The sequence below is a fragment of the Chryseobacterium sp. MIQD13 genome (assembly GCF_050496705.1).
Classification (GTDB): Bacteria; Bacteroidota; Bacteroidia; order Flavobacteriales; family Weeksellaceae; genus Chryseobacterium.
Map to the genome: position 1 here is coordinate 665,252 of NZ_JBNWAF010000003.1, position 14,016 is coordinate 679,267.

A 14,016-nucleotide genomic window follows, 5' to 3' on the forward strand; every position below is an offset into this window, starting at 1 on the left:
TTTGTGTTTAGTTTAATAAAAGAATTAATGAGAATGTCCTGCAGCAGAATGAGAATGGAAAAGATGCATTATTAACGCTAAAGAAACACCTACGATCACAAGACCTATCTTTACCCAGTCGATATTGTGGTTTTTATTGCTTTCAAAAATGATTACAGATGAAATGTGAAGAAAGATTCCTCCAACAATTGCCAGAAAATACGGCTGCAGACCGGGATTGAAATAATTTCCAAGCAGCATTCCCATCGGAGAGGCAAGGGAAAATAAAGCCACGATCAGAAGTGAAGGATACGGTGACGTCTTGGATTCATTTTTTCTGTTAAATAAAAAGGCTCCCAGAATAAAGGAAATAGGAAGATTATGAAATACAATTCCCAGCAGATAAGGAGATAACTGCTGTTCCTCATTGGCCAAAGGAATTCCTTCTATAAAGGCATGTACAAATAATCCTACCATTAATGCCACAGGAAGTATATTGTGCTCATTATGATGATGGAAATGTCCGTGTTCAAAACCCTTTGTCAGGGCTTCGAGGATCATCTGAAGCAATACCCCTGCGATCACAAAAATTCCAAGATTACTTCCGGCCTCGGAAGTATAAACCTGAGGAAAAACTTCATTCAGACATATGGTGATTAAAAATCCTGCACTCAGTACCAGCAGATTTTTAGCCAGCTTTTCTTTTTTTCCGAAATGCTTGCCGAGAAATACCCCTGTAATAACGCTTAATATCAGTAAAACAACTGTTATCATGCTTTTTTCTTAAATAAATTGATGCAGCGTGGAGAAACCTCACGGTCAAATTCATTCAGCTGATAATCGCCCCAGATCTTTATTCTTTCAAAACCACAGTCTGTTGCATAGGAATTGATGGCTTCCAGAGTATGAAGCTTTACTTTTTCAAAGAAATGAAAAGGTTTTCCGTCTGCTTCAAAACGGATGTCTTTGACGATATGTCTTCCTTCGATCTTTTTCAGGATCTTAAAATCAATGTTGCCACGGGTTATGGTAGATTCAGGAACCAGATTTCTTCTTACATATTCTTCGTTCAGATAATCCAGCACGAAAAAACCTCCCGGCTTTAAGACATTATAAACCGACTGGAAAACTTTTTTGTCATCATTTTCATTATCAAAATACCCGAAACTGGTAAATAAATTGAAGACAGCATCCATAGGATCTGCATCAATCGGGTTACGCATATCGTGAACATTGAAAAGAAGGGTCTGGGTTTCAAACTGTTTATCAAACTCAATGCTTTGTCTGGAAAGGTCAAGCCCCAATACATCATATCCCAGCTTATTTAAAAAAACAGAATGCCTGCCTTTTCCACACGCCAGATCAATAATCTTGGATGAAGGGGGTAACTGAAGGTCTTCAGTGAGTTTCGTAATGAAATTTTCGGCTTCCGTATAGTCTCTGTTGCTATAAAGAAGATGATAATAAGGTGTATCAAACCAAGATTCAAACCATTCCATAATGCAAAAATAACTAAATTTGTGCGGTTAAAAGCAAAGTATTTAAATAATGAAAGATCGGAAAAATCAATTGACAGCAAAATTGAACCCGTAATCTTTTCATTGTTAAATCATTAAATCTTTTAATACAAATTTATGGACACAGAAAATCTAAAGATTCAGATAAAGACGTTCTTCGGACTTGAGCAGATTCTTGCTGAAGAAATCAAAAAACTAGGCGGAAAAAATGTTGAGGTGAAAAATCGTGCAGTTAATTGTGAAGGCGACCTTGGCTTTCTTTATAAAATTAACTATTCTGCAAGAACAGCATTAAAGATTTTAATTCCTGTTTTTGAATTTAAAGCATTCAACCAGCATCAGTTTTACAGTAAACTTTCTGCGGTTGCCTGGGAAGAATTTATGGACGTTGAACAGTCTTTTGCAATTGATTCCACTGTGAATTCCGAAACATTCAAACATTCTCAGTTCGTGACCCTGAAAATGAAGGATGCTATTGTAGATTATTTTCAGGACAAATTCAAAAGACGTCCCAATGTAGAGACCAAAAGCCCTGATATCAAATTTCACCTGCATATCGACAGGGAATTGGTAACCATTTCCTTAGATTCTTCAGGAGATCCTTTATTTAAGAGAGGTTACAGAAGAGAACAGGGAGAAGCGCCTATCAATGAAGTACTGGCAAGCGGAATGCTTCAGCTGGCCGGATGGGATGGAAAAGGAAACTTTCTGGACCCAATGTGTGGTTCAGGAACACTTCTTATTGAAGCTGCGATGATTGCGATGGATCTTCCTGCACAGATCTTCAGAAGAAGATTTGCCTTCCAGAACTGGAATAATTATGATGCTGATCTTTTTGCCAAAATTAAAGAAGTCAGAGTAAACAGGGTAAAAGAATTTGCAGGAAAAATTATCGGTTATGATATTGATGCCAGAATGCTGAATGCAGCCAGAATCAATATTGAAGCAGCAGAAATGGAAGATGTGATTGAAGTGAGAAAACAGAATTTCTTTGAATCCAAAAAAGAACATTTCCCACTATTAATGGTTTTCAATCCGCCGTATGATGAGAGAATATCCATTAACGATGATGATTTCTATAAAAAGATAGGTGATACATTCAAGACAAGCTACCCAAATACATTGGCCTGGCTGATCTCCTCCGATCTGGAAGCTGTGAAGAAAATAGGTCTTCGCCCTTCAAGAAAGATCAAACTTTTCAATGGAAAGCTTGAAACCAGATTCCTTCAGTACGAAATGTACGAAGGCACCAAGAAACTTCACAAAATCGAAACGAAAGATTAATCCATTTTAAATAGAAACCTTCCAGAACAGGAAGGTTTTTTTGTTTGAATATTTCTTTTATTTTTGTTTAAAACTCAAATAAAAAATGGCCTGGGATTTTCTGGAAGTATTAGAAAATGTATTGGATGCGCTGAGTCTGTTTTCAAATGGCTCATCTTCTTCCGCAGGCATTAATTATAATGATAATCTTGTAAAAAAGAAAAGGTCGAAATATTTTATTGAAAAAATAAGTTTGGGGTGTATAGCAATAGCTGCGGTCCTGTTGTTTTTTGTGTTTAAGGATCCGTTGCCGGCAGAAAATTATATACAGACCCTCATTGTGGCTTCACTGATTGGTATTGCTGTTTCAGGTATTTTGTTTTTTCTTCTGCATGTTCTGGAGCTTTACTACTTTAAAAATATTTTTAAGCTGTTATTTTTCAGTGGCTCGGTGATTCTGTTTTTTATTTCCCTTGTATTGTGTATTTATTTTAGATCAGGTTTGTTCATTTAAAAGTTGAGTTAGTAATTCTCAGTTGAAGAATGGTTTCGCAGATTACGCAGATTCTTTGTAGCTTTTGATATGGTTGCTTCATTGAATTAACTCTGTTGATTCTTTCTTTGTTCCTTCAAATAGTAAGTTACAATAATAACGTTTGCCTTAAAAAATCACGGATTATAGCTCAAAGCAGAAGGAGCAAGTCCATATTGCTTTTTGAATGCATAAGAAAAGTGGGAAAAATCCTCAAAACCAACCTCCAAAAAAACATCAGAAGGTCTTTTTTGTTTTTCCTTTAAATGATAATAGGCCAGTTCCAGGCGCTTTTGTGTAAGCCATCGCTGCGGTGTCATCTGAAAATTCTTCCTGAAATCCCTGTTGAAAGTGGAAAGACTTCTTCCTGTTAAATAACCAAACCTTTCCAAGGTCATATTGAACATATAATTCCTTTCCATAAAACTGACCAGATCAATTTTTCCGGGTTCCTCAAAATCAGCCAGGACAGAGTCTATATTTCTATCAATTTCCCTTAAAATACTGATGGCTTCTGTAATTTTTAATGAGGCAATGTTTTCGGGAAACGGTTCTTTCATACCAAAATAAGGAATCAGCGATGCCAGACAGCTTTCCAGTAAAGGGTGTTTATTGAAACTGTGAATTTTTGTGTCTTCATGAATGTTTTTCTGCTCCAAATCAACAGCAGAGTAGAATTGTTTCAGACGATCAGTTGTAAGATGCATTACAACAGCTTTGTGAGGCTTTCCATCTTTTGGATAGTTAATGATAGTCGCCAGAATATTTCTCGGGATCAGAAATATATCCCCTGTTTTAAATAAATACGTACGGTCCGCCTGAATAATTTTCGTTTCTCCGGAAATAAACCACACCAGCATATGGTACTCAAAAACCGTTTCAGTTTTGAATAATTTATCCTCATAAGTTGATAACTTAATGTCCGGTGTGATATACTTGATCTGAAAATCCATTTTTCTTTAATTCAGAAATAAATTTACTTAAAAAAACGATTATTCCACGTCGAATTTTACTCCTGTCATTTCCTCACTTAGCAGCCATAAACGTTCTGCATTTTCTTTATCAATAGAATAGGGCTGCACACCTCTTATCGTTGAAGGATCATCAAACCTGTGTTCAATTTGCCCCAGATCAATTTCTGCAATATCACAGTTTTCACAATAAACGCCGCCAATATTTTCAAGTAATGGGCTTGTTGCGCACCATACCGTTGTCGCAGCACCTTGCGGAATTGTTTTTAATCTGGCTTCAACTTCAGGTTTGATCTTTCCGTCTTTGTCATGAGTTCCCATTTGAATATAAAGATCAATGGGTTCTTCCCGTCCAAGATCCGTTCCATAAACAGATCCGGGATGAAGGGAATAGGCTCTTACATTGAATTCTTTGGCTCTCTTGTCCATTTCAACAGCAAATAAGTTACACGCAGTTTTAGATTGGCCATAGCCCAAAAGAGTCTGATATTCTCTGTGCTTAAAATTAGGATCTTCAAAATTGAAAGGAGACATTTGATGTCCATAGGAAGATACATTAAGGATTCTGGCTCCGTTTGCTTTTTTCAGGGCAGGCCATAATCTTGCGGTAAGCTGAAACAATCCCAGATAATTGGTTGCTAGTTGCGATTCAATACCTCTGCTGTCTCTTCGGAAAGGGACCCACATGATTCCGGCATTATTGATCAGGAGATCAAGATTTCTGCCTGAATTTATGAACTTTTCTGCAAAAGCATCAATGGAATCAGGATTTATAAGATCTAGGGATTCTATTTCCACATTTTCTGTTCCGGCTAAATTTTTCTTTGCTTTTTCGATATCTCTTGCCGGAACAACAACTTTTGCACCTGCCGAAACAAGTATTTTTGTAGTTTCCAGACCGATTCCTGCGTAACCGCCTGTGATGATTGCTGTTTTCCCTGTGAGATCAATTCCTTTAATGACTTCCTGAGCTGTTGATTGTGTGTTAAAACCAGAGCTAACAGGATGCTGTAGCGGATTGGTATTCTGTATCATTTTTTTGTATTTAAAATTCTATAGCAAAGGTAGTCTGTACTGATGTTGATGATTTTGTTTAAAGTGTCAAATTATTGTGTTTAAAATTTCAGAATCCTTTTTTATTCAGTTTGTTTAAAAGTTAATTTCTTTGAATAAGCTGTTAAACTGTTTGTGGATTCATCGGCGAATAAGTAATTTTGAAAAATTTTCAATTTGAGACCTACCATTTCCATTGTCGTTGCTATTTTCAACCGAAAAGACGAACTTTTTGAACTGCTGAATTCTTTGACTTTTCAGACGGACAAAGAGTTTGAAGTGATTATTGTAGATGACGGCTCTCTTATTGATCTGAAACCGACCATTCAGAACTTCGAGGAAATACTGGATATCAAATACTTCAGAAAAAATAATTCCGGTCCGGGACTTACGAGAAATTATGGTGCGGAAAGAGCCCAGAATGATTGGCTTCTTTTTGTAGACAGTGATGTGATTGTAGAAAAAGACTATATCGAAAATATTAAAAAAGATATAGAAACCATTCCGTGTGATGCTTTCGGAGGAGCGGACAAGGCTCATAAAGGTTTTAACCTGATGCAGAAAGCCATTTCCTATTCTATGACCTCAGTGTTTACAACAGGAGGAATCAGAGGCAGTAAAAAAGCGGTATCCAGATTCCAGCCGAGAAGCTTTAATATGGGGGTAAAGAAAGAAGTTTTTGAAAAAGTAGGCGGGTTTTCCGAAATGAGGATCGGTGAAGACCCGGATCTCTCCATGACGCTTTGGGAAAACGGATTTACCACTGCATTTTTTGATGATATTGCCGTATACCATAAACGTAGGGTAGATTTGGGTAAGTTTTCAAAGCAGGTTTATCAGTTTGGGTGTGCAAGACCAATCTTAAACCAGAGACATCCTGATTATGTCAAGATATCATTTGCATTTCCGACACTGTTTATGCTGGGATATATTTTAGGCTTTATAGAATACTTTCTTCTGGGAAGAGGAATTATCCTTGCATTTTATGGGGTATATACATTCCTTGTATTTTTCCATGCTATGTTTGTGACGAAGAATATCAGTATTGCCGGAATGGCAGTAATTTCAACCTATATCCAGATGTTTTCTTACGGATACGGTTTCCTGAAATCGTGGGTATTGCTGAATATTTTCAGAATGAAGCCCCAGGATGCTTTTCCGAGACATTTTCACATCAGATAAAAAATAAAAGCTGCCGGAAGTTCCAACAGCTTTTGTAACAATAAATTAGGATATGAATATGGTCTCATGGTTGAGAACGCCTGTTTTCAGCATGCATTCCCGCATTTTTTCATAAGTTCTGGCGATATCGTGGTCCAATCCGATAGAGAATCTGATCAAACCGTCTGATATACCCATTGCTTCACGCTCTTCTTCCGGAATTTCCGATGAAGTGGAGCTTCCCGAGCATGAAAATAAAGTTTTGTAGAACCCTAAGCTTACAGCCAGATAACCTAAGTTCTCCTGCTGCATCATTTCCATCAGCTCATTGGCTTTTTCCGTAGTTCCTGCATCTAAGGTCAGAAGTCCTCCAAAGCCGTATTCTTCATGCATCATGCTTTTCATCAGTTCATGATCCTTGTGGGATTTCAGTCCCGGATAAGATACTTTAAGTCCATCTCTTTCAAACCTTTCAGCCAGGTACATTGCATTGTGGCTATGCTGTTTCATTCTGATGTGAAGTGTTCTGAGGTTTTTCAGGATGCTTGCAGAACGGAAGCTGTCCATTGTAGGTCCCAGCAGCATGCAGGCTCCGTTGTTTACATTTTTGGTATCGTTGATGAATTCCTGGCTTCCGCAATATACACCGCCAACGGTATCACTGCTTCCGTTGATAAATTTGGTTAAACTATGAATTACGATATCAGCACCTAATAATGTCGGTGAAACAGAAAGAGGAGAGAAAGTATTGTCTACGATCAGCTTTAAATTATGTTTTTTACAGATCTCGGAAAGCTTTCTAAGGTCTGCCACTTCAAGAAGCGGATTACTTACACTTTCACAGTAGATCACTTTGGTGTTGGGTGTTATAGCATTTTCTATAGACTCAAAATTGCTGATGTCTACAAAAGTGGTTTCAATATGGAAAGGAGGCAGAAAGTTTTTGAGAAAAGCATACGTTCCGCCATAGATGGTTCTGCTGGAAATAATATGGTCACCACTTTTACAAACCTGCATCAATACAGAAGTGATAGCTCCCATTCCGGATGCTGTAACATTGGCAGCTTCAGTATTTTCCATTTTTGCCAGTGCCTGAGCCAGGTAAAGATTCATCGGGGATGAATGTCTGGAATATAAATAGCACCCTTCAGCATTGCCCTCAAATGTATCAAACATCGTTTTTGCAGAAAGAAAGGTATAGGTAGAGCTGTCAGAAATGGATGGATTTACTCCTCCAAATTCACCAAAATACTGCAGATCCTGGATTTCATTGGCCGCATTAAAATTTTCCATAAGCTTTAAATTTTATTTGTCGGCCTAAATATGCTCTGTTTTAATAATTATTACAAGGTATATTTAAATATGTAGAATATAAATCTATAATTTATGTATTGAATAGAAAATATGTTTATTATATTTGAATTTATTAAATTTTATCCAAAAAATTATCTATGAATCTTGATGAAACTGATAAAAAACTGTTGCTTTTCCTTCAGGAAGATTGCAAGCAGACCACCAAAGAGCTGTCTTACAAGCTCAATTTGTCTGTAACGGCTGTTTATGAGCGTATAAAAAAGCTTGAGAATCTGGGAGTGATCTCAAAATATGTGGCTTTGCTGGACAGGCATAAAGTAAACCGCGATTTTATCGTGTTATGCCACATAAAGCTGACACAACACAAAAAAGAGTTTGTCCTTCAGTTTGAAAGAGAAGTTATGAATCTGCAGGAAGTTACGGAATGCTTCCATGTGAGTGGCGATTACGATTATATCCTTAAAATAGGAGTGAAGGATATGGCGGATTACCGTAATTTTATGCTTACGAAACTAACGGCGCTTCAGCATATAGCAAGTACCCACAGCTCTTTTATGATCTCTGAGGTGAAAAATACAACGGCTATTGTACTTTAAATTTATACTAAGACTCCGTTTTTGGAAGCAATAGGTTCAGGGAGGTCTTCATGTTCTCCAATCATCTGCAAAAGATCAATTTCAATGGTTCGGCAGATGGAAAGCATAGGAATGTCAAACATCATTCCCTCAAACGGATTTTCTGAATAGTCTCCTACCAGTTCCATGACAATATAGATCCAGCCAATAATAACGCAGAAAGGGACACTCACCAATATTCCCCAGTTTCCTAATTTGGCAAACTCATTAACCAAGCCTAAAGGAAGCAGCATAATGAAGATCACATTAAAAATAAAGGCTGTACTGGCAAACTGTCTCGGAGAAGGAAATTTTTTAATTCTTTCCGCCTGTCCCTGATAATCATAAAAAAGATTGAGCGTATCCTGAAGCTGCATCTGGTTGAAATCTGTAATATCTCCAAGATTTTTCAGATCATTCACATCTTTTGCCTGCTGTGAAATCAGATAAGTGGCAAAGTTCTTATATTCGGACTGCAGATCCAGTTCCTTTTCAGAAAGGTATTTATGAAGGAAAATGGGCGTTCTTCCATAGTCTGGGAATCCGGCTTTGATCAGTCTGTGTCTTCTTATATTAATATCCCCGAAATGTCTTTTCTGTGACATATGCTCCCATTCCGTAGGAATCAATAACTGTTCACGGAAAGTATACAGCCAGGCAATATGGCGGTAGGCAATTTTCTTTTTCATGGTTTCGGTTTCACTGTTGCCTTCTCCTGTTGTATTGAAAGCATACAGCATAGAAACAAAAGACCGGCTGGAATTCACGATTCCGCCCCAGATTTTTCGTGCCTCCCATAATCTGTCGTAAGCCTGGTTATTTTTAAAACCTACATAAAAGGCTTCTGCGGTACCAATCAGGGCTACAGGTACCCAGGGAATGATCATCCATTTCCATTTAAAGAAATAAAAAAGTGCTGCCACTAAGGTACACCAGGCTGTAAGCCAGATGATATGGCCGCCTGCGAGGTTTAGAACTTGTCTGTAATTGAAATATTTTGTGGTGATCATACTGTTTTCATCAAGTTGGTGTGGACATGAACAAATTAAATACCAAAGTCCGGAAATCAAAATCCAATATTAAAAGTAATAAAAAAACCTCTAAAAAATTAGAGGTTTCATATATTTAATATTGCTGGTTAGTATTGCAGCATTTCTTCGATCTTTTTACTTAGCTTTTCAGCATTTGGAAGCATTTCTTTTTCCAGCACCAGATTGATAGGAACAGCCGGAACATCCAGAGATCCCATTGTCTCAACAGGGGCATCAAGATACTTGAAGCAGTTCTTTGAAATACGGTGTGCAAATGCCTCGGCAAACGAGTTGTTCAGTTGCTCTTCTGTAAGAACGATACATTTTCCGTGGGCTTTTACTCTTTCAAAAACAAGTTCTTCATCCAAAGGAATTATAGTTCTGAGGTCGATTACTTCAACTCTGCCATTGAAATTTTTTACGGCTTCTTTTGCCCAGTAAACTCCCATTCCATAGGTTACGATCAATAAAGTTCTGCCTTTTCCGGTTTCGCTCTGATCTGCTTCAATGATCACCTTACCTTTACCGAAAGGAAGGATATAATCCTCTGCCGGTTCAATGGTTTTGGCATCTTCAGTTCCTGGAACTTTGCTCCAGTATAAACCTTTATGTTCAAGCATAATCACAGGATTCGGATCATAATAAGCCGCTTTTAACAGACCTTTGAAATCGGCTGCATTGCTTGGATAAGCGATTTTGATCCCTTTAATGTTGGCTAAAATACTTTCAACGCTTCCGCTGTGGTAAGGTCCGCCGCCGCCGTAAGCACCGATCGGTACACGGATAATATTGCTTACAGGGAATTTCCCCTGACTTAAATAACTTGATTTTGAGATTTCAGTGATCAGCTGGTTGATACCCGGATAAATATAATCGGCAAACTGAACTTCTACAATTGGTTTTAATCCTACAGCACTCATTCCCGCAGTTGATCCAATAATATATGCTTCCTGGATAGCCGTATTGAATACTCTTTTGCTGCCGAATTTCTTACCTAAAGTCACCGTTTCCCTGAAAACACCACCGATTCTTTCTCCCACATCCTGTCCGTAAAGAAGAGCTTCCGGATGTTTCCACATCAGTTCCTGAACTGCATGAATGGCAGCATCTACCATAACGATTTTTTCACCACCGGCAGGTTCGCGTGTTCCAGTTTCTTCTGTAATCGGAGTAGGAGCGAAAACGTGCTGCATAACTGTTTCCGGCTTTGGATCTTCTGCATTTTTAGCTCTTTCAAAAGCTTCTTCTGCCTCAAGACGTGCTTTTTTAGTGATCTGTTTTAAAAGATCTTCATCAACTCCTGATTCAAGAAGCTGCTTTCTGAGAATTTCGCCCGGATCCTTGGCTCTGTGTTTCGCTAAATCTTCCTCGTCCCTGTAAAATTCCCTTCTTACACCGGACGTATGGTGACCAATAAGTACGGTTTTGGCACAAACCACTAAAGGTTTTCTTTCGGTTCTTACGAAATCTACAGCCTTTTTCATAGCTTCAAAGCTTTCCACGAAATCAGTTCCGTCCACACGCATTCTGCCGAGTCCTGTGAAACCTGCCACAAAATCATAAGCATCACATGTTCTGGCTTCTTCTTTGGTTACAGAAATTCCCCATTCATTATCCTGTACAAGGAATATAATAGGAAGCTGGTGAAGAGCAGCAAACTGTAAAGCTTCACTCACTTCACCTTCTGTTACCGAATTATCTCCAAGGCTGCAAATAACAACCGGATTATTTTCAAAGTTCTGTAAATTGAAATCCTGAATATATTTTATCCCCTGAGCAACCCCTGTAGTAGGAATGGTCTGCATTCCCGTAGCTGAGCTCTGGTGAATAATCTTTGGCTTGTTTTCGTCTCTGCTTGAAGGATGGGAATAGTAAGATCTTCCCCCTGAAAATGGGTCTTCCGCTTTTGCCAGCAGTTGCAGCATAAGTTGGTATGGTTCAAAACCGATTCCTAAAAGAATACTTTCATCACGGTAATAAGGAGATACCCAGTCTTCCTTTTTTAACTGATAAGCTGTTGCCAACTGAATGGCTTCATGACCTCTTGAAGTGCTATGAACATATTTGCAGATATTTCTGTTTTCTTCATAGATATCCGCCATTGCCTTAGCCAGCATCATATGATTATACGCTTTAAGCAGAATATCCTGAGAAACCTTTTCGTGAAGTGTATTTTCCATAGAAAGCAAATATACACAAAAAAATAAAATACTAACAAGTGTTAGTATTTTATGAAGACTATCCTATGTAAAAGGTTATTCCTTAATGATTTTTTTAGAAATAACATCCTGGCCGGTTTTTATTTCAATGATGTAAATTCCTTTACCGGAGCTTGAAAAATCTATAGATTCTTTATCACTGTTAATGATGCCGGTTTTTATTTTTTTGCCTGAAATATCATAAACAGTAAATACCGATTTTTTTGGTGCTTTTAAAATATAAACGTTGTCTTTTGTGATAGTTGGTGCCACGGAAAGACTGTTTAAAGGTGAAGGATTGGCGGTTCCCAGAACTCCATTCTGACCTGTTATAATAATGGAATAGTTTTGAGGAGCAGCAGCTCCTGAATTATTTTTCAATATCCCTTTATGCGAAATTTCAATTCTGTATTTTCTACCTCCGGCAGGATTATCCACAACAACCTGTTCAACATTGTCTACGGTATTATCTCCTTTGATAGCAGGTGTCATTGGACTGAGAGGGTTGAGCTTCCACGGAGCGTATATGGTATTGGTGACAGTATCTATAATTCTTACATCGATATCGTTGATAAGCTTGGAACTTCTGTCATTATGAATTTCAGTCCAAAGGCTGCCAAAATTGGCAAACTCAGGGTCGGTCCATGACACTGTTACTTTTAATGGTTCTGATCCGGAAACAATAATATCTTTCTTGTTAACAGTATTGTTATTAAGAGTCTCATCATTAAAAATAACCGTATTGTTTGATTTTCCTACCAGCAGTTCTGCGCCTTTTTTAGCATTAATAAAACCCCATCCAAACTGAGGGTCAGGACCTATATTTCCTGCCTCTGATGCCGAGTGTACCATTAAGGTTTTGGCTGATGCCGCATTTAAAACACTTCCTGAAAACAGCTGCTTGCTGATCTGTGTCCAGAGTCCTATAATTCCGGTGACAACCGGGGCCGAAAAAGAAGTGCCGTTTCCTGGAATGGCATTGCTTCCTCCTGTAGTATCGGAAATGTTTGCACTTATTACGTTTGTTCCAACTGCAATGATGTCTGGCTTAATGGCTCCGTCATCCCTGGGACCTGCGCTGCTGTAGCTGGAATGTATTACGTCAGATGGCGAAGTGTATCTGCCTCCATTGGATGAAATAATATCTGCTGCGCCTACTACAATAATATTTTTTGCTAAAGTTCCTGTACTGATACAGTCATAACCCTGAGCACAATTGTTTGGGGGGATGATGTCTGTAGCTGCGAATTCAACCAGATACCCGTATTCGTTTTCGTAATATTTTTTTTTGTTGGAAGCCTGTGGACCATCTCCGAAAAAATTACCGGCAGATTTTACAATGATGAATGAAGGGTTGTTATATACAACTCTGTCATAATTCTGGTCGTTCGCGAGATAAACTCCCTGAGCATCATAATAAGTACCAGGGCTTGTAAAGCCTCCCTGCCAAACCCATGCATCCTCTCCGGCAACTGATTTGTACGTCCATCCGCTGTTGGCTCCATAAGAATGATTGGATATATTAGGTTGAGCAATCAATAATTTTTGAAATACGCTGCTTGCTGCAGAATTACCGGGAAGTGGTGTTGTTCCAAAAGAATAGGCATCTATCGTTGAATTAGGAGCTATTCCTTTAAAATTGACCTGTTTGGTTGCTCCGTTAACTGTGATGGTGGAAGGATAATTTTTGGAACCAATAAATCCTGCAACAGCTGTTGCGTGATCACCATAGATGAAGTTGTTACTCTCCTTATTGCTTATTCTGCCGGGAAAGTTATTAAACAGGAAATGGCCGTCGTATACTCTTGCTTCGCTTGTTGTAGAACTGCCGTCAAAAATGGTGAAGTTGATATTTTCGCCGTTGAAAGAACCTGCTAATCCGGAAATATTGCCGTCCTGTAAAAAATCGGAATTTGAATTTAAAATCTGATTTTTATCCGTAACTTCAAGAAAATAAGGTTTATCGTTGGGAAGGAAGCCGGCAAGGGTTGTTCTTTTTTCCTCAATTTCTTTTAAGGTTTCCTCAGTTTTATTGTTGCCGTAATGTCTGAGGATATATGAATTAAATCTTTTATTGTTCTCTGCATTCTGTCTCTCAAACTCTTTACTGAGGTCTTCATTTTTCTGTGCATTACCCAGTACGATACTTAAGGTACTCACCAGAATAAAAAGTTTTTTCATTAAATCTAAATTGTGTTTGCGGTACCAAAGATAATAAATATATCTGCTATAAAGTATCGATTTTTTTCTATTTATAAGGCTGGTATTATGATTATTGCTATAGAAATGACTGACTGGAAGTGACTATTTTGAGTTTTGTTTTATATAAATTTTACTTTTTATTTATAATATGTTTTTTTGTAAAAAAGTCATTCGCTTCTTT

At 38.0% G+C, this 14,016-nt stretch carries 12 protein-coding genes; 4 read left to right on the plus strand and 8 right to left on the minus strand.

Annotated features, from left to right (window positions below; translation table 11 throughout):
- Window positions 1-24 precede the first annotated feature (24 nt).
- Together ACQWU4_RS15420 and ACQWU4_RS15425 are read right to left on the minus strand one after the other, a co-directional pair.
- Window positions 25-753 carry a ZIP family metal transporter gene (locus ACQWU4_RS15420; protein WP_429936633.1) on the minus strand — a complete coding sequence of 243 codons (729 nt, stop codon included), beginning with the start codon at window positions 751-753 and terminating at the stop codon, window positions 25-27.
- Window positions 750-1,478, minus strand: coding sequence for a class I SAM-dependent DNA methyltransferase (locus ACQWU4_RS15425; RefSeq protein ID WP_429936634.1), 729 nt, complete (start codon window positions 1,476-1,478; stop codon window positions 750-752). The genes ACQWU4_RS15420 and ACQWU4_RS15425 overlap by 4 nt, the downstream gene beginning before the upstream one ends.
- 135 nt (window positions 1,479-1,613) lie before the next feature.
- Between ACQWU4_RS15425 and ACQWU4_RS15430 the strand changes: the two genes are divergently transcribed.
- Entirely contained in the window at window positions 1,614-2,780 is a 1,167-nt protein-coding gene (locus ACQWU4_RS15430; RefSeq protein ID WP_429936635.1) for a THUMP domain-containing class I SAM-dependent RNA methyltransferase, read from the plus strand.
- An 85-nt stretch (window positions 2,781-2,865) separates the two neighbouring features.
- On the plus strand, window positions 2,866-3,273 hold the full coding sequence (locus ACQWU4_RS15435) for a branched-chain amino acid ABC transporter substrate-binding protein (protein WP_429936636.1): 408 nt from the start codon (window positions 2,866-2,868) through the stop codon (window positions 3,271-3,273).
- A gap of 155 nt (window positions 3,274-3,428) precedes the next feature.
- Here the strand turns inward: ACQWU4_RS15435 and ACQWU4_RS15440 are convergent, their stop codons facing one another.
- Window positions 3,429-4,244, minus strand: coding sequence for a helix-turn-helix domain-containing protein (locus ACQWU4_RS15440; RefSeq protein ID WP_429936637.1), 816 nt, complete (start codon window positions 4,242-4,244; stop codon window positions 3,429-3,431).
- Window positions 4,245-4,283: 39 nt separating this feature from the next.
- Window positions 4,284-5,297 carry an SDR family NAD(P)-dependent oxidoreductase gene (locus ACQWU4_RS15445; protein ID WP_429936638.1) on the minus strand — a complete coding sequence of 338 codons (1,014 nt, stop codon included), beginning with the start codon at window positions 5,295-5,297 and terminating at the stop codon, window positions 4,284-4,286.
- 195 nt (window positions 5,298-5,492) lie between these two features.
- Between ACQWU4_RS15445 and ACQWU4_RS15450 the strand changes: the two genes are divergently transcribed.
- A complete protein-coding gene (locus ACQWU4_RS15450) occupies window positions 5,493-6,497 on the plus strand; it encodes a glycosyltransferase (protein ID WP_429936639.1) in 1,005 nt (334 codons plus the stop codon).
- A gap of 45 nt (window positions 6,498-6,542) precedes the next feature.
- On the opposite strand, the gene ACQWU4_RS15455 is transcribed toward ACQWU4_RS15450, so the two are convergent.
- Window positions 6,543-7,769 carry an aminotransferase class I/II-fold pyridoxal phosphate-dependent enzyme gene (locus ACQWU4_RS15455; RefSeq protein WP_429936640.1) on the minus strand — a complete coding sequence of 409 codons (1,227 nt, stop codon included), beginning with the start codon at window positions 7,767-7,769 and terminating at the stop codon, window positions 6,543-6,545.
- Window positions 7,770-7,927: 158 nt separating this feature from the next.
- Here ACQWU4_RS15455 and ACQWU4_RS15460 point away from each other — a divergent pair, with 158 nt between their 5' ends.
- A complete protein-coding gene (locus ACQWU4_RS15460) occupies window positions 7,928-8,386 on the plus strand; it encodes an Lrp/AsnC family transcriptional regulator (RefSeq protein WP_429936641.1) in 459 nt (152 codons plus the stop codon).
- A 2-nt stretch (window positions 8,387-8,388) separates the two neighbouring features.
- Here the strand turns inward: ACQWU4_RS15460 and ACQWU4_RS15465 are convergent, their stop codons facing one another.
- The 3 genes from ACQWU4_RS15465 to ACQWU4_RS15475 all read right to left on the minus strand — a co-directional run bounded on the left by ACQWU4_RS15465 (window position 8,389) and on the right by ACQWU4_RS15475 (window position 13,814).
- On the minus strand, window positions 8,389-9,414 hold the full coding sequence (locus ACQWU4_RS15465) for a bestrophin family protein (RefSeq protein WP_429936642.1): 1,026 nt from the start codon (window positions 9,412-9,414) through the stop codon (window positions 8,389-8,391).
- Between the two features lie 128 nt (window positions 9,415-9,542).
- Window positions 9,543-11,615: an alpha-ketoacid dehydrogenase subunit alpha/beta gene (locus ACQWU4_RS15470; RefSeq protein ID WP_429936643.1), complete on the minus strand. Its 2,073-nt coding sequence runs from the start codon at window positions 11,613-11,615 to the stop codon at window positions 9,543-9,545.
- A gap of 75 nt (window positions 11,616-11,690) precedes the next feature.
- A complete protein-coding gene (locus ACQWU4_RS15475) occupies window positions 11,691-13,814 on the minus strand; it encodes a S8 family peptidase (RefSeq protein ID WP_429936644.1) in 2,124 nt (707 codons plus the stop codon).
- Window positions 13,815-14,016: the final 202 nt, after the last annotated feature.